We start from the raw sequence: 23,290 nt of genomic DNA, 5'->3' as shown, positions 1-23,290 counted from the left end.
GCCACACCCCTCCGCCCCACCACACGCCACACCCCCACGGAATACTTCAACCCCCACCACCCCTTGTACGCTGTACGAATCGCAATACCCCCCGACCAGGAGTGACGATGACGCGACAACTCGCGACCGACGCACCGTTCAGCCAGGTCCTCGACCTGACCGAGCTCACCACCGATGCCGACACCGCCCGCTACACCGGCGTCATCGCGCCCACCTGGACCATCGGCCCCAAAGTCCACGGCGGCACCATGGTCGCGGCCACCGCCGCCGCCGCGACCCGCCTGCTCACCGAGACCGACGAATCGCTCGCCCAGATGGCGCCCATCGCGGCCAGCACCGACTTCCTCGGCGCCCCCGACCCCGGCGAGGTCGAATACGCGGTGCGCATCCGCAAGAAGGGCCGCCAGATCTGCCTGGCCGACGTGGACCTCGTCCAGAACGACCGGACCCTGGTCCGGACCGCGTTCACCTTCGGCCACCTCGACTCCGCGCGGACGCGCTGGACCGGCCCCGATACCGACATGCCCGCCGAGCCGGTCGACGAGGCGTTTCGCTACTCCGACGATTCGCCCATGGGCAAGATCGTGCACGTCAGCCGGGGCGCCCACATGGTGATCGACCCGACCTGGGGCGAATTCCTGCAGGGCGAGACCGGCCCGCCCCGGCTGCGGCTGTGGATCCGCCCGTTCGACGGCGACGAAGCGGATCCGCGGGTGCGCGCCGCCTTCGCGATGATGGCCGCCGACATCAGCCCGCCGGTGCCGATGAACCTCGGCCACTTCGGCTGGTCGCCGACCGTCCAGATGACCACCTATCTTCGCCGCGTCCCCGCGCTCGGGTGGCTGCGCGTCATCGCGAGCGCCCGTGAGGTCGGTGAGCGGATGTTCGACGAGGACCACCTGGTCATCGACTCGACCGGCGCCGTCGTGGCCCAGAGTCGCCAGCTGGCCCTGATCCCGGCGGCACGCTGAGGCCACCGGGCCAACTAACCTGTTCCCATGACGAGAATTGCGGTGGTCGGTGGCGGTCGGATCGGTGAGGCGCTGGTGGCCGGATTGCTGGAATCCGGCCGGGCGACCAAGGATCTGGTCGTTGTCGAGCCGGTCGCCGCGCGCGCCGCGCAGCTGGCCGAGCGGTTCAAGGTACGGGTGAGCGGTTCGGTCGCCGACGCTGTCGAGGGTGCCGACATCGTGGTCATCGCGGTGAAGCCCAACGTGGTCGACTCCGTGCTCACCGACCTGTCCAAGGCCGATCTCGAGAACGGCCGCGATCAGGTGCTGGTCTCGCTGGCCGCCGGCGTCTCCACCGCCCGGCTCGAGTCGAAGCTACCGGCCGGTTTCCCGGTCGTGCGGGTGATGTCGAATACTCCGATGCTGGTGGGGCAGGGTATGTGCGCGCAAGCGCCCGGTCGCTACGCCAAGCCCGAGCAGCTCGAGCAGGTCGGTGAGATGCTCGAAGCTGTCGGCAAAGTGGTGACGGTGCCCGAGGCGCAGATGGACGCCGTCACCGCGGTATCCGGTTCGGGACCGGCGTATTTCTTCCTGGTCGTCGAGGCGATGATCGATGCCGGTGTCGGCCTCGGTCTCACCCGCGAGGTGGCCAGCGAACTGGTCGTGCAGACCATGATCGGCTCGGCGGCGCTGCTGGACGAGACCGGACAGAGCGCGGCCGAGCTGCGCGCCGCGGTCACCTCGCCCGGTGGCACCACCGCCGCGGCGCTGCGCGAACTCGAACGTGGTGCGCTGCGTTCGACTTTCACCGAAGCGCTACACGCGGCCAAACAGCGCTCCGCCGAACAGGGCGCAACGAACGAGTGACGAACGGGTACCCGGTTTGAAAACCGATTTCTCACACCCGTCGCAGTAATCCCACTGGTCCCGCTAAGCTCGTAGAAGCACGTGCGTGTCTGTTCCGCTGGTGGGGAAGCCGGCGGCGCGGGCGTGCCGGAGGTCAATGGTGCCATGATGTCTGCGAACAGAATGCCAAGTAATCCATCGGCGTCGGGCGGTGGTTCGGGTTCGCCCGGTCCGCGCGCCGGCGCCACCCCGCAAACGGTGATCGGCGGTGGCACGCAATTTCTCACCGTCGCCGAAGTCGCCGATCTCATGCGGGTGTCGAAAATGACGGTGTATCGGCTGGTGCACTCGGGTGAACTGCCCGCGGTGCGCGTCGGACGTTCGTTCCGGGTGCACGCCAAGGCGGTGCACGACTACCTGGAGACGTCGTACTTCGACGCCGGCTAGCGGTTCCCGCCTCGCCTCGTTCCGGACTGATCGAAGGGTGCGAAGATCGAGGCTTCGTGGCCGAGAACCCGCGGCGTCCACGCCGCCGACAGCGCTGTAACATGGACAACCGGTTCGTGTCCGCCTGCCGGTGGCACCGTTCGTGGTGTCCGGTTGCCCCGGCGGCGCGGACGCCAAACGAACGCACGTGAACACCGCGTGTGTATGCCGAGTAGAGAGAACGCGAGGAAACCCTATGGGTTCTGTGATCAAGAAGCGCCGCAAGCGTATGTCGAAGAAGAAGCACCGCAAGCTGCTCCGCCGCACGCGTGTTCAGCGGCGCAAACTCGGCAAGTAAGCCTGCGTACCGCGACGAGCCCGTCACTTTTCGAGTGGCGGGCTCGTGCTGTGAAATAGCTGGGTTTATGACGCTTACTTGGCGAGGATGGGTCGCCGGTGTTAAAAGCTTGTAGATCGTGACGGCGAGTGGCGCGAATGCGGCTACTCTGGTACGCGAAACACGACGAGCAGGGGGCTTCGAGTGGGGTCAGGTTCTAGTTCCGATATACGGGAACGACACGCACCGAGAGTTGTGCTGGTCACCGGTGCCAGCCGCTTCTTCGGTGGCAATGTCGCGGCGCGTCTGGCGGCCGAACCCGGGGTCGAACGTGTCATCGCGGTGGATACCGTCACGCCGAGCCGTGAACTCCGGCGGAAAATGGGTAGTGCCGAGTTCGTGCGCGCAGACATCCGGAATCCGCTGATCCGCAAGGTCGTCGAGGGCAACGAGGTGGACACCGTCGTGCACGCGGCCGTGCTGACCCGTCCGCCCGCCGGTGGCGGTCGCGCGGTGATGAAAGACCTCAATGTTATCGGCGCGATGCAATTGCTCGCCGTGTGTCAGAAAGCGCCGAAGGTGCGCCGCGTGGTCGTGCGGTCGTCGTCGGCGGTGTACGGCTGTAGTGCCAAGGACCCGGCGAAATTCACCGAGGAAATGGGCGCGCGCACGCCACCAGCGGGCTGGTTCGCGCGCGACATGATCGATATCGAGGCGCTGGTGCGCGGAATGGCGCGGCGCAGGCCCGATATCTCCGCGTCGATTCTGCGTTTCGCGCCGATCGTCGGTCCGCGCCTCGCCGACCGGGGCGTGCAATATCTGCGTTCCCCGGTCACCCCTACTGTTCTCGGTCGCGAAGCCCGGCTGCAAATACTGCACGAGGAAGACGCGGTCGCGGTGCTGGTACACGCGGCGCAGCATGCACACGGTGGCACGGTCAATATCGCCGGTGACGGCGCGCTGGCCATGTCGCAGGCGATTCGCCGTGCTGGGCGTATCGTCGCGCCTGTCCCCTTTTTCGTCTTCCGCACGGTCGGCCGCTCACTGATGGGTCCGATCATCCGCGGATTCAGTGGCGAACAACCCGACTATTTCTACTTCGGCTGCGGGCTCGACACCACCCGCATGCGAACCGAACTCGGTTTCACCCCGCGCTGGACCACGGTTCAGGCGTTCGACGACTTCATCGCGGGCGCAGCGTTGCGGCCTGTCTTCGATCCGGCTTGGATCGACGCCGCGGAACACAAACTGCTCGGTCTCATCGGGGCCGGTACAGGAGCGCGTACATGAACGAGGGAGCGAAAGTCATTCGTCTCGACGTGAATGTCGAGGCCCGACAGCGACCGCAGACCCGGCGATGGCCGGATCAGCCGATGCAGGCGATGCCGGTCACCTCCCTCAGCGAGCGTCGACCGGGCATGCCCGCCCGCCCGCCGAAGTCGCTGACCGATGTCGTGCGCGATGCCCTCGGCGAGCAGATCGAGCGGACCGCGGAGTTCGCGCGTCGCAGGCTCACCGGGGACTACCAGGTCGACGAGTTCGGCTACGACCGGCACCTGCTCGAATCGGTCATCCTGCCGACGCTGCGGCCACTGTCGGATTACTGGTTCCGCGTCGAGGCCACGGGGATCGAGAACATCCCCGCCGTCGGCGGCGCGCTGCTGGTCGCCAATCACGCGGGCACCGTGCCGATCGACGGGCTGATGCTGCAACTGGCCGTGCACGACAAGCATCCGCATCAGCGGGCGCTGCGCCTGCTGGCCGCCGACCTCGTCTTCGAGATGCCGCTGCTCGGCGCGCTGGCCCGCAAGGCCGGACATACGCTGGCCTGCCATCCCGATGCCGAGCGGCTGCTGCGCGCCGGGCATATCGCCGGCGTGTTCCCGGAGGGTTTCAAGGGCGTCGGCAAGAGCTACGCCGATCGGTACAAGCTGCAGCGGTTCGGGCGCGGCGGGTTCGTGTCGGCGGCGGTCCGGGCCGGGGTGCCGATCATCCCGGTGTCGATCGTCGGCTCCGAGGAGATCTACCCGAAGCTGGCCGATATCAAGCCGCTGGCTCGCCTGCTCGGCCTGCCGTACTTCCCGGTGACACCGCTGTTCCCGCATCTGGGGCTGCTGGGTGCGGTGCCGATGCCGTCGAAGTGGTACATCGAATTCGGTGAGCCGATCCCGACCACGGCGTTCGAGCCGGAAGAGGCCGACGACCCGATGACGATGTTCGAGGTCACCGACCAGGTCCGCGAGACCATCCAGCAGACCCTCTACAAGTTGCTGGCCAAGCGCCGGAACGTGGTGTTCGGCTAGCGCGGCGTTTCAGCTGTCGCGGTGGCGAGCGACAACGGCCGCGACGGCGCCACCGGCAGCGCCCAGCGCGAGCGCGGTGGGGACGCCGATCTTGGCTGCCTTGCGGCCGGTGCGGAAGTCGCGGATTTCCCAGCCTCGGTTCTTCGCGACTTCCCGCAGGTCGGAGTCCGGGTTGATCGCGACCGCGGTGCCGACCAGTGACAGCATGGGAACGTCGTTGTGGCTGTCGGAGTAGGCCGTGCAGCGCTTGAGGTTGAGTCCTTCGCGGATGGCGAGGGTGCGGACCGCGTGTGCCTTGCCGAGGCCGTGCAGAATGTCGCCGACGAGGCGACCGGTGAACTTGCCGTCGACACTCTCGGCGACCGTGCCGAGGGCGCCGGTCAGACCGAGGCGTTTGGCGATCACGTTGGCCAGCTCCACCGGGGTGGCGGTGACCAGCCAGACCTGCTGGCCGGCGTCGAGGTGCATCTGGGCCAGGGCGCGGGTGCCGGGCCAGATCTTGTCGGCGATGATCTCGTCGTAGATCTCCTCGCCCAGCGCCGCGAGTTCGGCGGTGGGACGGCCCGCGATGAAGCTGAGTGCCTTCTCCCGGCCCGAGACCATGTCGGAGGAGTTCTCCTTGCCGGTGACCCGGAACTTCACCTGCTTCCAGGCGACGTCGACCAGGTCGGAGGTCTTGAAGTACTTGCGCGCGGCCAACCCCCGGGCGAAATGGACGATCGAGGCGCCCTGCACGAGCGTGTTGTCGACGTCGAAGAACGCCGCCGCGGTGAGGTCGCGAGGGACCTCGGGGCCCGCGTCGGTGCCCTGCTCGGCGAGCTCGGCGTCGTGTAGCTCGAGCGCGGCGTCGGCACTGGCCTCACCGGCCAGATTGGCGCGTAGCTCTTCCTCGCTCGGTCCGAACGGACTGCGTGGCAGCCGTGCGAACTGTTCCTGTAGTTCCTGACCGATGCGGCTGGGTTGCCACCGCGCGGGGAACTCCCCGAATCGCCCTGCGACGAATCCGGCCCTAGTCACCTTCGAACGTTCCGGCACCAGTACCCTCCGCTAGTCGCGCGAACATGTCCACAGTAACCGGCTGCACCGACAACCGGCTGCGGGCTCGAGGATTAAATAGAGCCCATGACTAATCCCACACCGACCGTGACCCTGTTGACGCGTGCCGGTTGCGGCATGTGCGGCGCGGCGCTGGAGCAATTGCGGACGATCTGTGGTGATTTCGGTCTCCCGGTTACCACCGTTGACGTCGACGAAGCCGCGGTCAGCGAGCCGGAACTGCGTGCAGAATACGGTGATCGCCTGCCGGTAGTCCTGTTGAACGGCCGTGAACACAGCTATTTCGACGTCGATGAGTCCCGTTTGCGGGCGGACCTGAGCCGGATCGCTGGTCGCGACGGAAAATGAGGCCGAATTCACCGACTTTGTGAACGCCTGCACAAGCGGTTACGGTGGTGACACGCAATCCGCACCGCCGCTTCACGCGGCGGCGGTGGCCGGGTTTGTACCGCCCCTATGGCACCGGTCGCGCTCTCGAAATTGCAGCGACCCACACCGGTGAACGAACAGAGGAACCGGACCGCGATCAGGCCCGGAACGAGGAGCCGACGACGTGACAGAGCAGCACGAGACGCCGAGTGGCGTCTCCGGCAAGGCTCTCGTGCGGGACATTCCGCAGGCCACGGTGACTCGTCTCGCTACCTATCTCCGGGTTCTCGCCGGGTTGGCCGACGAGGGTGTAGTCATCGTATCGAGTGAGGAACTCGCTGTCGCGGCGGGTGTCAATTCGGCGAAGCTGCGCAAGGATCTTTCCTTCCTCGGACCCAACGGGGTGCGGGGTGTCGGCTATGACGTAGCCAAGTTGCGCACCAGGATCGAAGATGTGCTCGGACTGTCGCAGGGACATCGGGTAGTGCTGATCGGCGCGGGCAATCTGGGCCGCGCGCTGGTCGGTTACGGCGGATTCGGGGTGCGAGGCTTCACCGTGGTCGCGATCTTCGACAACGACCCGTCGGTGATCGGTCAGTCGTACGCCGGTCTCGTCGTGCGCGATGTCGAGCAGATGAGCGCGCAGATTCCCGCGCTGACGCCGACGATCGCGGTGGTGGCCGTCCCCGACGAAGCTGCCCAGGACGTGTGTGACCGGCTCGTCGCCGCCGGTCTGCCGTCGATTCTGAGTTTCGCGCCGCTGGAACTGCGCGCGCCCGCCCATGTCCAGGTCCGCCGCGTCGACCTGGCGATGGAACTGCAGATGCTGTCCTTCGACGCCGCGCGCAACGACGCGCCCGCGCTGCCCGAGATCGCCGAGGTCGGCTCCGGCCGGGTCGCGCGCCGGGTGACGCCGCCAAGCCATCTCACCCATGCCGCACCGGTCGAACCGGCCCGCGGCAGGCCGACACGGCGTACCGCGCCGCATTCGGCCACGCCCCACTCGGCAACGGAGCCAAGCACCAAGGGATCGGTGATCACGCCATGAGCGAGCGCCAGCTGGAACAGCAACACGGCGTGCGGACCCGCATGACCCGACCGAGCGTCGGTGAGGTGCGGTCATGAGTGTTCTGCTGGTCGGTATTTCACACCGCAGCGCCCCGGTGTCGGTGCTGGAGAAGGTCGCCATCAGTGAGGCCGATCGGCCGAAGCTGGTGGATCGGCTGCTGTCCTCCAGCCATGTGTCGGAGGCCATGATCGTCTCCACCTGCAACCGGGTCGAGGTCTACGCGGTCGTCGACGCCTTCCACGGCGGGCTCGGCGAGGTGAGCGAGCTGCTCACCAGGCATTCCGGGCTGCCGCTCGGGGATCTCACCAAGCACGCCTATGTGCGCTACAGCGAGGCCGCGGCCGAGCATCTGTTCGCGGTGGCCAGCGGCCTGGACTCGATGGTTGTCGGTGAACAGCAGGTGCTCAGCCAGATTCGCAGCGCGTATGCCAGCGCCGATGGTCAGCAGGCCGTCGGGCGCACGCTGCACGAGTTGGCCCAGCACGGGTTGCGGGTCGGCAAGCGGGTGCATTCGGAGACCGGGATCGATCGGGCCGGTGCCTCGGTGGTGTCGGTGGCGCTGGATCGGGCGCGCGGCGTGGTCGGCGATCTCGCCGGGCGGACCGCGGTAGTGGTGGGCGCGGGCGCGATGGGCGGGCTGGCCGTCGCGCATCTGTCGCGGGCCGGGATCGGGCACATCGTCGTCGTCAACCGGACCCTCGAGCGCGCACAGCGTCTCGCGGAAACCGGGCGCGCCATGCACGGTGTCGACACCGAGGCGGTCGAGATCTCGCGGCTCACCGAGGCCATGGCGGGCGCTGATGTCGTGATCACCTGTACGGGCGCGGTCGGGTCCGTGGTGACCCTGGCCGACACCCATCGCGCACTCGCCGATCGGGACCGCACCGACGTCGCCGAGCGTCCCCTGGTCTTCTGCGATCTGGGCCTACCCCGCGATGTGGAGCATGCCGTGGCGGGTCTGCCCGGCGTCGCCGTTATCGACATCGAATCGCTGCAGCGCGATCCGGCCGCGGGAGCCGCGGCCGACGACACCGCCGCCGCGCGCCTCATCGTCGCCGACGAACTCGCCAAATACCTTGCCGGGCAACGCATGGCGGAGGTCACCCCCACGGTGGCCGCACTGCGTCAGCGTGCCGCCGACGTGGTGGAAGCCGAACTGCTCCGCCTCGATTCGCGGCTGCCCGACCTGGCCGACCCGGCCCGCGACGAGGTGGCGCGCACGGTGCGTCGCGTCGTCGACAAGCTGCTGCACGCGCCGACCGTGCGGGTGAAGCAGCTGGCATCGACGCCGGGCGGCGACAGCTACGCCGAGGCGTTGCGTGAGCTGTTCGAACTGAAACCTGGTGCGGTACAAGCGGTTGCCGCCCCGATGGAGGTCGCCGCGGCGGAGGCCGCGCTGGCCGACGACTTCACCGCAGGCCACCTCGGCGATGGGCCGTCACGCTTGACCGAGTCAAGACCCGACACAGGCAGCATGCGAAATCACGCAGCGCCGCTCGGGCATGCGCAGGAGGAAACCGCATGACCACGACAGTGCAGGAAGAGGACAGCGTGACCGCAGGCAGCACCAGTGCGCCGTGGCGGATCGGCACGCGCGGCAGCCTGCTCGCGCTGACACAGGCGGGCACCATCCGTGATGCGCTGATCGCGGCGGGGCAGCCCGCTGAACTGGTGGTCATCAAGACGCCGGGCGATCTGTCCTCGGATCCGGTGCAGACGATCGGTGTCGGAGTGTTCACCTCCGCGCTGCGCGACGAGCTCGCCTTGGGCGGCATCGACATCGCGGTGCACTCCTATAAAGACCTCCCCACCGCGCAGGACCCGCGCTTCACCATCGCCGCGATCCCGCCGCGCGAGGACCCGCGCGACGCGCTGGTGGCCCGCGACGGCATGGTCCTGGGCGAACTGCCCGCCGGTGCTCGCGTCGGGACTTCGGCGCCGCGCCGCGCCGCGCAGCTGCGCGCGCTCGGCCTCGGCCTCGATATCCTCCCGTTGCGCGGCAATATCGACTCCCGCCTACGCAAGGTGAGCGAGGGCGAACTCGACGCGATCGTCATCGCCCGCGCCGGCCTGTGCCGGATCGGGCGTACCGACGAGATCACCGAGTCGCTCGAACCGGTGCAGATGCTGCCCGCCCCCTCACAGGGCGCGCTCGCGGTCGAATGCCGCAGCGACGACCCGCAATTGATCGAGGTACTCGCCGGTCTGGACGATGCCGCGACCAGAGCCGCGGTGCTCGCCGAGCGTTCGCTGCTCGGTGAGCTCGAGGCAGGCTGCACCGCGCCGATCGGAGCGCTCGCCGAGATCGTCGAGTCGATCGACGAGGACGGCCGGATCTTCGACGAACTCTCACTGCGCGCCTGCGCCGCGGCGATCGACGGCTCCGACGTGCTGCGCGCCTCGATCGTCGGCGCGCCGAAAGACGCGGCCGAGCTCGGTCGCGCGCTGGCGCGCGAACTGCTGGACCTGGGTGCTCGCGCTTTGCTGAGCGTCACAGACGAACCGGCGCCCACAGACTTCACTAATTCCAGCCCGATGGAGAACAACCGATGAGCAGCAGCCGAGCTACCAAGAAGCAACCAGGGCGGATCCTTTTCGTCGGATCCGGCCCCGGCGACCCGGCCCTGCTGACCGTGCGTGCCCGTGAGGTGCTCGAGCGGGCGATGCTGGCGTTCACCGACCCCGATGTCGACAAGGGCGTGCTCGCCCTGATCGGTAGCGCCGTCGAGGTGGGCGAGGACGGCGAGAGCCCGGTCGACGTGCGGCCCGCCCTCGGCGAACCCGCCGAGGTGGCCAAGACGCTGATCGCCGAGGCGCGCAACGGGCACGACGTGGTCCGCATCGTCACCGGCGACCCGTTGACCACCGATTCGGTGATCAACGAAGTCAACGCCGTGACCCGTTCGCACATGGTGTTCGAGGTACTTCCCGGCCTGCCCAACGGCTCGGCCGTACCCAGCTACGCGGGTATCGCGCTGGGCTCCGGGCACACCGAGGCCGATGTACGCGGCGAGGTCGACTGGTCGGCGCTGGCCGCCGCCCCCGGGCCGCTGGTGCTGCACGCCACCTCCGGGCACCTGGCCGAGACCGCCAGCGCCCTGGTGGAGCACGGTCTGGCGCCGCAGACGCCGGTCGCGGTGACCGTGCGTGGCACCACCCGCCAGCAGCGCACCATCGAGGCCACGCTGGCCTCGCTGAACAACGCGGCATCCGAGCTCGTCGGCCCGCTGGTGGTGACGGTCGGCAAGGAAGTCGACAAGCGCGCCAAGATGTCGTGGTGGGAATCGCGTGCCCTCTACGGCTGGACCGTGCTGGTCCCGCGTACCAAGGATCAGGCGGGGGAGATGAGCGAGCGGCTCGTCACCCACGGCGCGATCCCGATCGAGGTGCCGACCATCGCGGTGGAGCCGCCGCGCAGTCCCGCCCAGATGGAACGGGCCGTGAAGGGTCTGGTCGACGGGCGCTACCAGTGGGTGGTGTTCACCTCCACCAACGCGGTGCGCGCGGTATGGGAGAAGTTCGCCGAGTTCGGTCTGGACGCTCGCGCGTTCTCCGGTGTGAAGATCGCCTGCGTCGGTGAGGCCACCGCGGAGAAGGTGCGCTCCTTCGGTATCAACCCCGAACTGGTGCCCAGCGGGGAACAGTCCTCCGAGGGCCTGCTCGCCGACTTCCCGCCCTACGACGACGTGTTCGATCCGGTGAACCGGGTGCTGCTGCCCCGCGCCGACATCGCCACCGAGACCCTGGCCGAGGGCCTGCGTGAGCGCGGCTGGGAGATCGACGACGTCACCGCCTACCGCACGGTGCGCGCCTCGCCGCCGCCCGCGGAGACCCGCGAGATGATCAAGACCGGCGGTTTCGACGCGGTCCTGTTCACCTCGTCCTCCACGGTGCGCAACCTGGTCGGCATCGCGGGCAAGCCGCACGCTCGCACCATCGTGGCCTGCATCGGCCCGAAGACCGCCGAGACCGCGATCGAGTTCGGTCTGCGCGTGGACGTGCAGCCGGAGACGGCACAGGTCGGCCCACTGGTGGAGGCACTGGCCGAGCACGCGTCGCGCCTGCGCGCCGAGGGCCTGCTGCCGCCGCCGCGGAAGAAGAGCCGCCGCAGCAGCAGCCGCTGAGCTCAGCAGATACGTCGAAAGCCCGCCCACACCGGCGGGCTTTCGGCGTATCCGGGTCATCGGCTGTAGCGCAGCAGCGTGCGCACGAGCCGACAGGTGGCATCCGACGGTGGGCGGATGTCGATCTTGTCCGCGGTGCGCCGGATCGTCTCGTTGGTGGCCTGATTGGGTAGGTACACACCGGAATCCAGCAGTGCGATCGTCAACCGCATGGCCTTGAGCCGACGATTGTGCGCCACATACCAGCGGCGCGGCCTGCCCGCGGGCAGGCGCTTCTTCTCGAGTGGCACGTACGGCGCGGTGATGAAAGTGGATTGAGCGGCAATGGCATTCATTCGGTGTCCTCCCGTTGCGTTTGGGTCCCGCCCCCGATCGTCGGAACCCTCGAACACGCTTTCGATTATACCGAGGGGCACCGACAGGTTTCGTCGATTTCTCGCGGAAGCCATTGAGCTCCAGTGGGTTTCGATGTTATCCACAGGTTCGCCGCGCCGGGTCGCCGACTGCGGCGATGCGCCGCCGGTGGTGTTTCGCCGGTAGCTGTCGGACCGCTGTGGTCTAGTAGCGCGAGGCAACCCGAGGAGAGGCGATGACGGTGGACGAGATCGACACCCGGCTCGGCGCGCACATCGCGGCGGACGAACTGCTGGGCCTGGCTTGGCTCGTGGCGACCGGCGACGATGTCGCCACCGGCGCCATCGGCCATCTCGACGCCACCCGCGCCACCGCGATCCGCACCGACACGATCTTCCGGATTTCCTCGATGACGAAACCGCTCACCGCGGTCGCGGCCTCGATCCTGATCGACGACGGTGTACTCGACCCGGCCGAACCGGTCGACCGGTTGCTTCCCGAACTCGCGAACCGACAGGTGCTCACGAAACCCACCGCCGAGGTCACCGACACGGTCGCGGCCAACCGCCCGATCACCGTCGAGGACCTGCTGACCTTCCGCCTCGGCTGGGGCATGGATTTCACCGACTTCGCACCCAAGCCGTTCGATGCCGCCTGGAACGAGCGCGACCTCGGCTGGGGTCCGCCGACGCCGGCGCGGATGGCGCCCGCGGACGTCTGGCTGCGAAGACTCGGCGCCCTGCCCCTGCAATATCAGCCGGGCGAACGCTGGCTCTATCACGTCGGCGCGCCGATCCTCGGCTTCCTGGTCGCCAGAGCGGCGGACAAGCCGCTGTCGGAATTCCTGGCCGAACGGGTCCTGCGCCCGCTCGGGATGACCGATACCGGCTTCTCCGTCCCGCCCGGCAAGCTGGCCCGCTTCGGCCCCCACTACGCGGAAACCGAGGGCGCCCGCACGGTCTTCGACCCCGTCGACGGCCAATGGAGCACCCCACCGGCGTTCGAAGGCGGCGGCGACGGCTTGGTCTCCACTCTCGCCGATTATCACCGGTTCGCCCGCATGCTGCGCGAGGGCGGTGAACTCGACGGTGCCAGAGTGCTGTCCGAGCGAGCCGTCGCGGCCATGACCACCAACCACCTCACCGCCGAGCAACTGGCCCGCGGCGGCCCCGGCCCCGGCGACGACGCGGGATGGGGGTACGGCGTCGGCATCCAGTTGCGCGATCAACCGCACGGCCCGCGCGCAGGTGCCTACGGGTGGTCGGGCGGCCTCGGCTCGACCTGGTCCAACGACGGCGCGGTGACAGCGATTCTGCTCACCAACGAAACCTGGAGTTCGGCGGGTCCCTCCCCGGTCTTCGCTACTTTCGAGCAGATTCTGGGCGAAGCCTCCCGCCGGTCCGACCCCTGACAGGCGCCGCGGCGACCATCGGGGCACAGGCGTATTCTGCGGGCTATGACCGCTTTCGACCGCCCACGGCGGTTGCGCAGGACACCCGCATTGCGTCGACTCGTCGCCGAGACCACGCTGCAGCCACGTCAGCTGGTGCTGCCGATGTTCGTGGCCGACGGTCTCGACGAGCCGCGGGAGATCAGTTCGATGCCGGGGGTGTACCAGCATTCGCTCGACTCTCTGCGCAAGGCCGCGGCGGAGTCGGTGGCCGCCGGAGTCGGCGGGCTGATGTTGTTCGGGGTGCCGCTGCCCGAGGACAAGGACGCGACCGGTTCACAGGCCAGTGATCCGAACGGGATTCTCAATCGCGGTCTGCGCGCGCTGGCCGAGGAGGTCGGTGACGCCACGGTCATCATGGCCGACACCTGTCTCGACGAGTTCACCGATCACGGCCACTGCGGGGTCATCGGCACCGACGGCGCGGTCGACAACGATGCCACGCTGCACAGGTATGTGGAGATGGCGCTGTCGCAGGCCGAAGCCGGGGCCGATCTGCTCGGGACCAGCGGCATGATGGACGGACAGGTCGGCGCGATCCGGCGCGGACTCGACGCGGTCGGTCGCACCGACACCGCGATTCTCGCCTATGCGGCCAAGTACGCCTCGGCCTTCTACGGCCCCTTCCGCGAGGCCGTCGGCTCGTCACTGGACGGCGATCGCCGCACCTACCAGCAGGATCCGGCCAATCGCCGCGAATCACTGCGCGAACTCGACCTCGACCTTGCCGAGGGCGCCGACATCGTGATGGTGAAGCCCGCGATGTCCTACCTCGACATCCTGCGCGACGTCGCCGACCGTTCGACGGTCCCGGTCGCGGCGTATCAGATCTCCGGCGAGTACGCGATGATCACCGCCGCCGCCGAGCGTGGCTGGATCGACCGCAGGGCCTCGGTCCTGGAGTCGCTGATCGGCATCCGGCGGGCAGGCGCGGACATCGTGCTCACCTATTGGGCCACCGAGGCAGCACACTGGCTGTCGTGATCGTTCCTCCGAACAAACCCGAAACCCTTCCCATGCCGGAGGATGTCGGTACCGCCCGCCAATTGTGGTGGGGAATCGCCGGCCTCGGTGTGGTTTACACCTTCGCCAGCGTCATCACCATGACCGGGGAGCGCGACAAGCTCAGCGAGCAGTTCCTCGACGAGATGCACAAGTCGGATCCCAATTTCCCGGCATCGACTGTCGATGCGATGGTGCTGGTTGCTTTCGCGCTGACGGCGCTGGTCGGCGTGCTGCTGGCCGGTGTCACCGTGGCTATCGCGCATCAGCTCGGCCGTGGCAAGAGTTGGGCGCGCACGGTGCTCACGGTCGTCGCGATCTGGCTCGGGCTCGGCGCCATCGCCACCATGTTCACCTTCGCCGCCGTCGCGAGTCCCGCGACGATCGTGGCGGGTGGCGCGGCGATCGTGCAGGGTGTGCTCGCCGCGGGGGCCGCGTTTCTGAGCTACCGCCCGGAGTCGACGAAGTACTTCCAGTCCCACCGGAAGTAACACCGCACAGTGTATGGTGAGGATTATCACACCGGCTGAGTGCCGGGGGAGCGGAGGCAATGATGCGCGTGGTGATCGAGCAGCCACACAGCCTGCGGCGTGACCTGTTGGTCATCGGGTTGATGGTTGTACTCACCCTGGCCGTCATCGCGCTGATTCTGGCACCGAGCCTGGTCGGCTGATTCGATCTCGCTCCTGGCAGGATCGCAGGAATGAGACGCCTGATCGCGTTGTTCGAAGTCGGCTTCGCCGTGCTCTTCCTGGCCTGCGCGGTTGTCAGCTGGCGCGCGGCGCGGCGTACGACCGAATTCCTCGGTACCGATGAGCACCCCGGTTTCGTGGCGGTGCGGTATGTGCCGCCGTTGCTGGTGCTCGCCTGTGCGTTGGTGATCGTGAGCGGGGTGCTGGTGATCGACGTCGTCGCCAGGATCTACCACGCGGCTGTAGCGCCGCGCGGCATCGAACCGATGACCTAGAGGAAGCCGAATTCCGATGTGCGCGTAGGGGTTCGGGACGCGAGCTCGCGCAGCGGGCTCCCTCGAGGAGGAATCGATGACCAGACTGACCGCAGGAATCTGTACCGTCGCCGCCGCCGTGGCGACGATCGCGCTGGCCGCGGCGCCCGCCCAGGCCGCCACCGGCTTGCCGCTCACCCCGATGATCGCCGCCGAGCCGGCCGCCGATGGTTTCGCCCCGGAGACCGGCTCGAGCGGGATCTACAACGGCATCATGTGCCAGCTGCACACGATCTCGGCCGAAGTGCCCTGCATGTACACCTGATCAGCTGGTCCACTGCTGGTAGACGTCGACGACGCGGCCGCCGCGCGTGCCGGGCGCGTTCAGGAATACGGAGACGGTGCCGTCGGGATGGCGGGTCGCCTCCGTCACCACCTGGCGCAGGGTGGCGCGGATGCCGCCGTCGGCGTCGCGGTACAGCTCGGTGTCGGCGTGCAGTCCCGCGCCGATCCGATTTGCAGGTACGAACATCGCGGTGATCGCCGGAATCGGCCCCGACCCGAGCGCCACGGTCTCCTCGTGGCTGAGCTGAGCGCCGATCCGATCGGGCTGGACCTGCGGTGCGAACGCAGTGGCCGGACCCGCGCCGAGGAGCACTCCCACCGCGACGAACCCGGTGCCGAGCACAGTGCTGGTGACGCCGAAACGCATGAAATACCCTCTCGCTGAAAGCTGATTTTTCGATGGCTCAGGAGCTGAGCCGCCCGGAGCGTAGTCGCAGGCCAATGGGCCTAGATCCGATTCTTTCGCCGATAAGGGCGGCGTGTCGGGCGTGTCGTCGGTGGGTCGCTGCGGTCTGGGTCACTGTGCTCCACCCTGTCGTCCGGCGTGCCGAGGCGAGCTGAGACACTGGAATCCGTGAGTCTTACGCAGGTACCGGTTTCGGCCCAGCTCTTCGAGCGGGCGGCCGCCGTGATCCCGGGTGGCGTCAATTCCCCGGTTCGTGCGTTCAATTCGGTCGGCGGTACGCCGCGGTTCATCACCTCCGCGAGCGGCTACACGCTCACCGACGCCGACGGCAACGATTACATCGATCTGGTGTGCTCCTGGGGGCCGATGGTCCTCGGGCACGCCCACCCCGCGGTCGTCGAGGCCGTGCAGAAGGCCGCGACGAGCGGGCTGTCGTTCGGTGCGCCGACCGAGGCCGAGATCGAGCTCGCCGAGGCCATCGCCGCCCGCGTCGATCCCGTCGAACGGGTCCGCCTGGTGAACTCCGGTACCGAGGCCACGATGAGCGCGGTCCGGTTGGCCCGCGGCTTCACGGGCCGGTCCAAGATCATAAAGTTCTCCGGCTGCTACCACGGTCACGTCGACGCGCTACTGGCCGACGCCGGCTCCGGTGTGGCGACCCTCGGCCTGCCGACCTCGCCCGGCGTCACCGGCGCCCAAGCCGCCGACACCATCGTGCTGCCCTACAACGACCTCGCCGCCGTCGCCGCCGCCTTCGAAGCGCACCCCGGCCTGATCGCGTGCGTCATCACCGAGGCCGCCGCGGGCAATATGGGCGCGGTCGCGCCGCTGCCCGGCTTCAACGAAGGCCTGCGCACCCTCGCCCACGACAACGGCGCGTTGCTGATCATGGACGAGGTGATGACCGGTTTCCGGGTCAGCGCGTCGGGTTGGTACGGCCGCGAAGGCGTCGCCGGTGACCTCTACACCTTCGGCAAGGTGATGAGCGGTGGGCTGCCCGCCGCCGCGTTCGGCGGTCGCGCCGAGATCATGAACAACCTCGCCCCGCTCGGCCCGGTGTATCAGGCGGGCACGCTGTCCGGTAACCCCGTCGCCGTCGCGGCGGGCCTGGCTACGCTGCGCGCGGCCGACGCCGGGGTGTACGCGGCGCTGGACCGCAACGCCGATCGTCTCGGCTCGCTCTTCGCGAAAGCCCTGACAGAGGCCGGTGTCGAGCATCAAGTCCAGTTCGCAGGCAATATGGTGAGCGTGTTCTTCGCCGAGCGCCCGGTGACCGACTACGCCGCCGCCAAAGCGAGTCAGACCTGGCGTTACCCTGCCTTCTTCCATGCCCTGCTCGACGCGGGCGTGTACGCGCCGCCGAGCGCGTTCGAGGCTTGGTTCGTCTCCGCGGCACTCGACGAGGACGCGTTCGACCGTATCGACGCCGCTCTGCCCGCCGCCGCCCTCGCGGCCGCGGCCGCAACCCCCGAAGGATCCCCAGCGTGAGCTCCGACCAGCCCGACGCAGAATTCGCCCCAGTCCCGGCGGATAGCGACGAGGCGCCCCATCCTGCCCCCGCCGCCGCCCCGCCCGCGCTCGACACCGACCCGTCGAGCGTCGAGACCATCGTGCACGTGCTGCGCCACGGCGAGGTACACAACCCGAACGGCATCCTCTACGGTCGCCTGCCCGGTTTCAGCCTCTCGGTGGCCGGGCGCTCGCAGGCCGGTGCGGTCGCCCGCTCGCTGGCCGATCACGACGTCGCGATGGTGATCGCCTCCCCGCTGCAACGCGCGCAGGAGACCGCGGCCCCGATCGCGGCCGCCCACGACCTGATCGTGCGCACCGACGAGAACCTGATCGAAGCGGGCAACACCTTCGAGGGCCTACGCGTGTCCGTCGGTGACGGCGCCCTGCGCAAGCCGCGGCACTGGTGGAAACTGCGCGACCCGTTCACCCCGTCCTGGGGCGAGCCGTACCTGCAGATCGCCCATCGCATGCTCGCCGCGGTGAACAAGGCCCGCGTCGAGGCCGCCGGCCACGAGGTGGTGCTGGTCTCGCATCAGCTGCCCGTGTGGACGCTGCGCCGGTTCCTGCAGGGCCAGCGGTTGTGGCACGACCCGCGCAACCGGCAGTGCTCGCTCGCGTCGCTGACCTCGCTGGTCTATCACGGCGACACGCTCGTCGACATCGTCTATTCCGAGCCCGCCGGGGCGTCGGATCCGTCGGTTCACGGCGCATGACACGCTTCACCTCGTCGGGAACCGCCCGTGGCCGTCGGCCGCGGGCGGTGACCGCCGTCCTGTCCGCCCTGCTGGTGATCGTCACCGCGGCGGGCTGCGCGACCGGTACCGATGCGGTCGCCACCGGGGGTGGGACCTTCGAATTCGTCTCACCCGGTGGTAAAACGGAAATCTATTACGATCCGCCCGCCACGCGCGGAACGATCGGCACGCTCTCGGGGCCCGATCTGATGAACGAGGGAAAGACCGTTTCGGTCGACGATTTCCCGAACCAGATCGTGGTCGTGAACCTGTGGGGACAGTGGTGTGGCCCGTGCCGCGCCGAGTCGCCCGCTCTCGAAAAAGTCTTCGCGGCGACCAAAGATCAGGGCGTCGCGTTCCTGGGGATCAATGTGCGTGACCATCAGCGTGACAAAGCCCAGGACTTCGTAGTGGACAACAAGATCGAATACCCGTCCATCTACGACCCGTCGATGCGGACCCTGCTCGCTCTCGGCGGAAACTTTCCCACCAGTGTTATTCCGACCACGTTGATCCTGGATCGTCAGCACCGGGTCGCCGCGGTCTTCCTTCGCTCGCTACTGGCCGAAGACCTTCAGCCAGTGGTCGAGCGCATCGCCGCCGAGGAGAAGCAGTGAACAGCCGTCGTCGTCCAGGAAATCTGACCGCGTGTCGTCCCCGTCAGGGCGCGCGCCGAATGGGTGCGGGCTGGACGGTCGATGACCGTTGGGCCGGCATCGCGACCGTGCCGCGCAGTGTCGCGGGCGCCGGTCTGTTCGATTTCGGCCCCGCTGATCCGGCCGAAACCGAACGCACTCTGTCGTTGCCGCGCGACGAAGAGCGTGACACCGACGCGAGCAACGACGAGTGATCCCGCTCGCCGCAGTCGGGGATTCCTTCCAGCAGACGGCGGCATCGGGTCCGCTTCTGCTGGCGCTGGGAGCCTGCCTGCTCGCGGGCCTGGTGTCGTTCGCTTCACCGTGTGTCGTGCCGCTCGTCCCCGGTTATCTGTCGTATCTGGCCGGACTGGTCGGTGCCGAGGCGCCGCCCGCCACCAACGCGCAGGCGAGCACGCTCACCGCGCAACGCCGTAGCGCGAAGATGCGGGTGGCCGGCGCCGCCGGGCTGTTCGTCGCCGGGTTCACGGTGGTGTTCGTGCTGGCCACGGCCACTGTTTTCGGCGTGATCCAGACCCTCAACGTGAATCGGGAACTGCTGCAGCGCATCGGCGGTGTGGTGACGATCCTGATGGGTCTGGTGTTCATCGGCTTGGTTCCCGCCCTGCAGCGCGACACGCGGATGGAGCCGCGCAGGCTCACCAGCATCCTCGGCGCGCCGCTGCTCGGCGGGGTGTTCGCGCTCGGCTGGACGCCGTGTCTTGGCCCGACGCTGTCGGGTGTGATGGCGGTGTCCGCGGGCACCGAGGGCACCACCGCCGTGCGCGGGGTGACGCTGATCGTGGCCTACTGCCTCGGTCTCGGGCTGCCGTTCGTGGTGCTGGCATTCGGGTCGGCCGGTGCGTTGCGCGGGGTCGGCTGGCTGCGGCGCAATTCGCGCACCATTCAGGTAATCGGGGGTGTTCTGCTCGTCGCCGTCGGCGTCGCGCTGGTCACGGGGGCATGGGATCAGTTCGTCGGCTGGGTGCGTGACGGGTTCGTCTCCGAGGTGACTCTTCCGATCTGATGACTGACACGCTGACCACTACGACCACCCCCACCCCGCCCGTCCGGCAGTCGCTGCTGGGCCGGGCCTGGGCCCTGGTCCGTAATTCCTGGCGCGGCCTGACGAGCATGCGCACCGCGCTGGTGCTGCTGTTCCTGCTCGCCCTCGCCGCCATCCCCGGCGCGTTGCTACCGCAGCGCAGCCTCAACGCGCAGAAGGTCGACCAGTACATCGCCGACCGTCCGACGCTCGGACCGTGGATGGACCGGTTCGAACTGTTCGACGTGTTCGGCAGCTTCTGGTTCACCGCCATCTACGTGCTGTTGTTCATCTCGCTGGTCGGTTGCATCCTGCCGCGCTGCTGGGACCACTACCGGGCACTGCGAACCCCGCCGGTGCCGGCGCCGCGCAACCTGAGCCGGTTGCCGCACCATGGCAGCGAGACCGACGACCGCACGCCCGACGAGGTGATCGAGGCCGCCGCGGCGGCCCTGCGCGGGTGGCGGACCGAGGTTCGTCCCGGTCATCGCGAGGGTGAGGTGACGCTGTCCGCGGAGAAGGGTTATCTGCGCGAGTTCGGCAACCTGGTGTTCCACCTGTCGCTGGTGGGGCTGCTGGTCGCGATCGCACTGGGCAAGCTGCTCGGATACGAGGGCAATGTCATCGTGATCGCCGATGGCGGTCCCGGCTTCTGCACCACCTCGCCCGCGGTGTTCGACTCCTTCCGCGCGGGCAACACCAACGACGGCACCGGCATGACGCCGCTGTGCGTCAAGGTGAAGGACTTCACCGCCGACTACCTGTCCACCGGCCAGGCCGAGATGTTCCACTCGAACGTCGAGTACCAGGCGGGCGCCGACCTGAACACCGACACCTGGCGCAGTACCGAACTCCGGGTGAACCATCCACTGCGCGTCGCCGGTGACCGCGTGTACCTGCAGGGGCATGGTTTCGCGCCGAGGTTCACCGTCACCTTCCCCAACGGGCAGACCCGCACCGAGACCATCCAGTGGCGGCCCGACGACGCGCGGACCTTCCTGTCCAGCGGTGTGCTGCGCATCGATCCGCCCGGCGGCATGTACGCCACCGACGAGGAACGTCGACAGAACCAGATCGCCATCGAGGGACTGTTCGCGCCCACCGCGCTGTTCCACGGCAGCCTGCTCACCTCGTCGTTCCCCCGAATGGACGACCCGGCGGTCGCGGTGGACGTGTATCGCGGCAATACGGGCCTCGACACCGGGCGCTCACAGTCGCTGTTCGCGCTGGACCCGGAGATGATCAAGCAGGGGCGGTTGACCAAGGAAGCCCGGGTCAACCTGCGTCCCGGCGAGTCGACCACGTTGCCGAGCGGAGCGAAGGTCACCTTCGACGGCGCGGAGGAATTCGTGAACCTGCAGGTCTCGCACGACCCCGCCCAGCAGTGGGTGCTGGTGAGCGCGCTGACGATGATGGCCGGGCTGCTGGTGTCGCTGTTGCTGAAACGGCGGCGGATCTGGATCCGGGCGTACCCGGTCGAGGCGGCGGCGGGTACCGTGGGTCAACGACGTGCCGTAGTAGAAATGGGCGGCCTGGCCAGGAGCGATCAAGCGGGCTGGGGCGCCGAATTCGATCGACTGCGCACACGGTTGCTCGGAGCGCAGAACTGATGCTGACGCGGGCACTCGATACGGAGACGGAGTCCTGATGCAGATCGACGAAACGCTGGCACGGTACAGCGACTTCGCGTTCATGTCGGCCATCGCGATCTACGCGCTGGCCACGGTCCTGCTGATCGTGCAGTACGCCTCGGCGCGCGCCAAACAGGTCGCCGCGCGCGAATTGGTGCCCGCGGGCGACCCGGGCCTGCCCGGCCGCGTCGAGACCACGCAGGCCAAACCGCTCGCCGAACGGCTGGGCAACATGGCTTTCTCGGTCCTGCTGGTCGGCGCGGCCCTGCACATCGGCTCGATCGTGCTGCGCGGCTTCGCCACCCATCGTTTCCCACTGGGCAACATGTACGAGTTCACCACCATGGCCACCGCGGCCGCCGTGGCGATCGGCCTGATCTTCCTGCGCGACCAGCGCTACCGCGCCATGTGGGCGTTCCTGCTGGTCCCCGTGCTGATCCTGATGTTCCTGGCCGGCACGATCCTCTATGCCGACGCCGCCCCCGTGGTCCCCGCCCTTCGCTCGTTCTGGCTGCCCATCCATGTCACCATCGTCAGCATCGGCAGCGGTGTCTTCCTGGTCTCCGGCGTGGCCAGCCTGCTCTACCTGTTCCGCATGCGCCAGCCCGCGGGCGAGGAATCCGCCAACATTCTCGGCACCGTCGCCCGCCGCCTCCCGGACGCCCGCACCCTCGACCAGCTCGCCTACAAGACCACCATCATCGGTTTCCCCCTCTTCGGCGCGGGCGTCATCCTCGGCGCCATCTGGGCCGAAGCCGCCTGGGGCCGCTTCTGGGGCTGGGACCCCAAGGAAACCTGTTCCTTCATCGCCTGGGTCCTCTACGCGGCATACCTGCACGCCCGAGCCACCTCGGGCTGGCGAGACACCAAGGCCGCCTGGATCAACATCGCCGGCTTCGTCGCGATGCTGTTCAACCTCTTCATCATCAACATGGTGATCAGCGGTCTGCACAGCTACGCGGGACTGAACTAGTCGCCCTGCCGGATATGCATGAGGCCCAGAGGCTCTGAGAGCTTCTGGGCCTTGTTTGTCGGTGACCGCTGATCAGCAGTAGTAGCAGATCTTGTTGGCGGGGAGTTCTACATGGCAGTTCAGGCAGACCGGTTTGCGGACCGGTTCGGGCTTGGGGACGGCTGTCGTGGTGCGGCGGGCGGCGGGGCGTTTGACGGCTGCTTCGGCTGCCTCGGCGGTGGCCAGGTCCGCGGAGGTGGACTGGCGGATGGCGGCGACCTTCGGGGGGAGGGTGGGCAGGCCGCCGTCGGCGGGTAGGTCGGTGGCGTAGTGCTGGTAGCACTGCCAGCGGGCCGCGGCCGCGTGCATTTCGAGGTCGTCGGGGATGGGCAGGCCGGCCAGTTCGAGGATGTAGCGGTAGCCGGTGCCGACCGTCTGGTTCTTGCGCACACACAGGGCGCTCAGCGGCGGCTCGTTGTTCTTGTGACAGTGCTCGGCGACCTTGTCCAGCACGACGGGCAGCCAGTGCTGCCACTTCACCGCGGTGCGGATCCCGGATTCCTCCTGGACCAGCTCGGCCAACTCGGTGTTGACGATGAAGTTGTTGAACCGGGTGGCGGTATCGGCCAGCACCTCATGTGCGGCGCGAGTCCACTCCAACCGGGCCTCGGTGAACGTCACGGCGCTGCCGTCGGCCGCGCGCCAAGTGGTCGGGACAGAACCCTGCTGCACATCAATCACCGGAATACGTTATCTACCCAGCTCTTTCGACGCGCAACGGGGGTATGTGCGACAGCT

28 protein-coding genes are annotated in these 23,290 nt (G+C 68.2%); 24 read left to right on the top strand and 4 right to left on the bottom strand.

Annotated features, from left to right (window positions below; all coding sequences use genetic code 11):
* Positions 1-107 precede the first annotated feature (107 nt).
* The 6 genes from NA12_RS13990 (at position 108) to NA12_RS13970 (ending at position 4,862) form a co-directional block, all read left to right on the top strand.
* The gene (locus NA12_RS13990) at positions 108-971 is read left to right on the top strand and encodes a thioesterase family protein (RefSeq protein ID WP_067449895.1); all 864 of its coding nucleotides are present in this window, start codon (positions 108-110) and stop codon (positions 969-971) included.
* Between the two features lie 27 nt (positions 972-998).
* On the top strand, positions 999-1,817 hold the full coding sequence (gene proC / locus NA12_RS13985) for a pyrroline-5-carboxylate reductase (protein WP_067449894.1): 819 nt from the start codon (positions 999-1,001) through the stop codon (positions 1,815-1,817).
* Between the two features lie 144 nt (positions 1,818-1,961).
* Entirely contained in the window at positions 1,962-2,243 is a 282-nt protein-coding gene (locus tag NA12_RS13980) for a helix-turn-helix domain-containing protein (protein WP_371855994.1), read from the top strand.
* Between the two features lie 235 nt (positions 2,244-2,478).
* Positions 2,479-2,580 (top strand): 30S ribosomal protein bS22, encoded by a 102-nt coding sequence (locus NA12_RS33100; RefSeq protein ID WP_003402602.1) that lies wholly within the window; start codon positions 2,479-2,481, stop codon positions 2,578-2,580.
* Between the two features lie 183 nt (positions 2,581-2,763).
* Positions 2,764-3,849 carry an NAD-dependent epimerase/dehydratase family protein gene (locus NA12_RS13975; RefSeq protein ID WP_371855993.1) on the top strand — a complete coding sequence of 362 codons (1,086 nt, stop codon included), beginning with the start codon at positions 2,764-2,766 and terminating at the stop codon, positions 3,847-3,849.
* Positions 3,846-4,862, top strand: coding sequence for a lysophospholipid acyltransferase family protein (locus NA12_RS13970; protein WP_067449893.1), 1,017 nt, complete (start codon positions 3,846-3,848; stop codon positions 4,860-4,862). The genes NA12_RS13975 and NA12_RS13970 overlap by 4 nt, the downstream gene beginning before the upstream one ends.
* A 9-nt stretch (positions 4,863-4,871) precedes the next feature.
* Here NA12_RS13970 and NA12_RS13965 read toward each other — a convergent pair whose 3' ends face one another.
* Complete coding sequence (locus NA12_RS13965; RefSeq protein WP_371855992.1) at positions 4,872-5,897, bottom strand: HAD family hydrolase; 1,026 nt, start codon at positions 5,895-5,897, stop codon at positions 4,872-4,874.
* Positions 5,898-5,984: 87 nt separating this feature from the next.
* Here NA12_RS13965 and NA12_RS13960 point away from each other — a divergent pair, with 87 nt between their 5' ends.
* The 5 genes from NA12_RS13960 to NA12_RS13940 all read left to right on the top strand — a co-directional run bounded on the left by NA12_RS13960 (position 5,985) and on the right by NA12_RS13940 (position 11,480).
* A complete protein-coding gene (locus NA12_RS13960) occupies positions 5,985-6,266 on the top strand; it encodes a glutaredoxin family protein (RefSeq protein WP_067449887.1) in 282 nt (93 codons plus the stop codon).
* A 205-nt stretch (positions 6,267-6,471) separates the two neighbouring features.
* The gene (locus tag NA12_RS13955) at positions 6,472-7,335 is read left to right on the top strand and encodes a redox-sensing transcriptional repressor Rex (protein WP_067449885.1); all 864 of its coding nucleotides are present in this window, start codon (positions 6,472-6,474) and stop codon (positions 7,333-7,335) included.
* A gap of 73 nt (positions 7,336-7,408) precedes the next feature.
* Positions 7,409-8,881, top strand: coding sequence for a glutamyl-tRNA reductase (locus tag NA12_RS13950; RefSeq protein WP_174551085.1), 1,473 nt, complete (start codon positions 7,409-7,411; stop codon positions 8,879-8,881).
* A complete protein-coding gene (gene hemC, locus NA12_RS13945; protein WP_067449883.1) occupies positions 8,878-9,909 on the top strand; it encodes a hydroxymethylbilane synthase in 1,032 nt (343 codons plus the stop codon). The genes NA12_RS13950 and hemC overlap by 4 nt, the downstream gene beginning before the upstream one ends.
* Positions 9,906-11,480, top strand: a complete 1,575-nt coding sequence (locus NA12_RS13940) for a bifunctional uroporphyrinogen-III C-methyltransferase/uroporphyrinogen-III synthase (protein WP_067449880.1) — start codon at positions 9,906-9,908, stop codon at positions 11,478-11,480. Before hemC ends, NA12_RS13940 begins: the two co-directional genes overlap by 4 nt.
* A 56-nt stretch (positions 11,481-11,536) precedes the next feature.
* Here the strand turns inward: NA12_RS13940 and NA12_RS13935 are convergent, their stop codons facing one another.
* Positions 11,537-11,815: a hypothetical protein gene (locus NA12_RS13935; RefSeq protein WP_067449877.1), complete on the bottom strand. Its 279-nt coding sequence runs from the start codon at positions 11,813-11,815 to the stop codon at positions 11,537-11,539.
* 254 nt (positions 11,816-12,069) lie between these two features.
* On the opposite strand from NA12_RS13935, the gene NA12_RS13930 reads away from it, so the two are divergent.
* The 6 genes from NA12_RS13930 (at position 12,070) to NA12_RS13910 (ending at position 15,557) form a co-directional block, all read left to right on the top strand.
* On the top strand, positions 12,070-13,245 hold the full coding sequence (locus tag NA12_RS13930) for a serine hydrolase domain-containing protein (protein ID WP_067449875.1): 1,176 nt from the start codon (positions 12,070-12,072) through the stop codon (positions 13,243-13,245).
* 45 nt (positions 13,246-13,290) lie between these two features.
* Positions 13,291-14,268: a porphobilinogen synthase gene (gene hemB, locus NA12_RS13925; RefSeq protein WP_067449874.1), complete on the top strand. Its 978-nt coding sequence runs from the start codon at positions 13,291-13,293 to the stop codon at positions 14,266-14,268.
* Positions 14,265-14,777, top strand: coding sequence for a hypothetical protein (locus tag NA12_RS13920; protein WP_243654745.1), 513 nt, complete (start codon positions 14,265-14,267; stop codon positions 14,775-14,777). Before hemB ends, NA12_RS13920 begins: the two co-directional genes overlap by 4 nt.
* Before the next feature lie 59 nt (positions 14,778-14,836).
* Entirely contained in the window at positions 14,837-14,959 is a 123-nt protein-coding gene (locus NA12_RS34625) for a hypothetical protein (protein ID WP_255284081.1), read from the top strand.
* Between the two features lie 30 nt (positions 14,960-14,989).
* Positions 14,990-15,253 (top strand): hypothetical protein, encoded by a 264-nt coding sequence (locus NA12_RS13915; RefSeq protein WP_067449870.1) that lies wholly within the window; start codon positions 14,990-14,992, stop codon positions 15,251-15,253.
* A 76-nt stretch (positions 15,254-15,329) separates the two neighbouring features.
* Positions 15,330-15,557, top strand: a complete 228-nt coding sequence (locus NA12_RS13910; RefSeq protein WP_067449867.1) for a hypothetical protein — start codon at positions 15,330-15,332, stop codon at positions 15,555-15,557.
* Here NA12_RS13910 and NA12_RS13905 read toward each other — a convergent pair whose 3' ends face one another.
* On the bottom strand, positions 15,558-15,944 hold the full coding sequence (locus NA12_RS13905; protein WP_067449865.1) for a hypothetical protein: 387 nt from the start codon (positions 15,942-15,944) through the stop codon (positions 15,558-15,560). It lies immediately after the preceding gene.
* Positions 15,945-16,151: 207 nt separating this feature from the next.
* Between NA12_RS13905 and hemL the strand changes: the two genes are divergently transcribed.
* The 7 genes from hemL to ccsB all read left to right on the top strand — a co-directional run bounded on the left by hemL (position 16,152) and on the right by ccsB (position 22,513).
* Positions 16,152-17,471: a glutamate-1-semialdehyde 2,1-aminomutase gene (gene hemL / locus NA12_RS13900; RefSeq protein ID WP_174551084.1), complete on the top strand. Its 1,320-nt coding sequence runs from the start codon at positions 16,152-16,154 to the stop codon at positions 17,469-17,471.
* A gap of 119 nt (positions 17,472-17,590) precedes the next feature.
* A complete protein-coding gene (locus NA12_RS13895; protein ID WP_067449911.1) occupies positions 17,591-18,208 on the top strand; it encodes a histidine phosphatase family protein in 618 nt (205 codons plus the stop codon).
* A complete protein-coding gene (locus NA12_RS13890) occupies positions 18,205-18,846 on the top strand; it encodes a TlpA disulfide reductase family protein (RefSeq protein WP_067449863.1) in 642 nt (213 codons plus the stop codon). The genes NA12_RS13895 and NA12_RS13890 overlap by 4 nt, the downstream gene beginning before the upstream one ends.
* Positions 18,843-19,079, top strand: coding sequence for a hypothetical protein (locus NA12_RS33650; RefSeq protein WP_132369701.1), 237 nt, complete (start codon positions 18,843-18,845; stop codon positions 19,077-19,079). Before NA12_RS13890 ends, NA12_RS33650 begins: the two co-directional genes overlap by 4 nt.
* Positions 19,076-19,891 (top strand): cytochrome c biogenesis CcdA family protein, encoded by an 816-nt coding sequence (locus tag NA12_RS13885; protein ID WP_132369700.1) that lies wholly within the window; start codon positions 19,076-19,078, stop codon positions 19,889-19,891. The genes NA12_RS33650 and NA12_RS13885 overlap by 4 nt, the downstream gene beginning before the upstream one ends.
* On the top strand, positions 19,891-21,519 hold the full coding sequence (gene resB, locus NA12_RS13880; protein ID WP_067449861.1) for a cytochrome c biogenesis protein ResB: 1,629 nt from the start codon (positions 19,891-19,893) through the stop codon (positions 21,517-21,519). The genes NA12_RS13885 and resB overlap by 1 nt, the downstream gene beginning before the upstream one ends.
* A 37-nt stretch (positions 21,520-21,556) precedes the next feature.
* On the top strand, positions 21,557-22,513 hold the full coding sequence (gene ccsB / locus NA12_RS13875; RefSeq protein ID WP_067449859.1) for a c-type cytochrome biogenesis protein CcsB: 957 nt from the start codon (positions 21,557-21,559) through the stop codon (positions 22,511-22,513).
* Between the two features lie 72 nt (positions 22,514-22,585).
* On the opposite strand, the gene NA12_RS13870 is transcribed toward ccsB, so the two are convergent.
* Positions 22,586-23,233 carry a hypothetical protein gene (locus NA12_RS13870; protein ID WP_243654744.1) on the bottom strand — a complete coding sequence of 216 codons (648 nt, stop codon included), beginning with the start codon at positions 23,231-23,233 and terminating at the stop codon, positions 22,586-22,588.
* Positions 23,234-23,290: the final 57 nt, after the last annotated feature.

This window comes from Nocardia alba NBRC 108234 (genome assembly GCF_001612665.1).
Taxonomy (GTDB): domain Bacteria; phylum Actinomycetota; class Actinomycetes; order Mycobacteriales; family Mycobacteriaceae; genus Nocardia; species Nocardia alba.
Note: the sequence above shows the minus strand (reverse complement) of the source record. Positions and strands in the feature narration are given on the sequence as shown.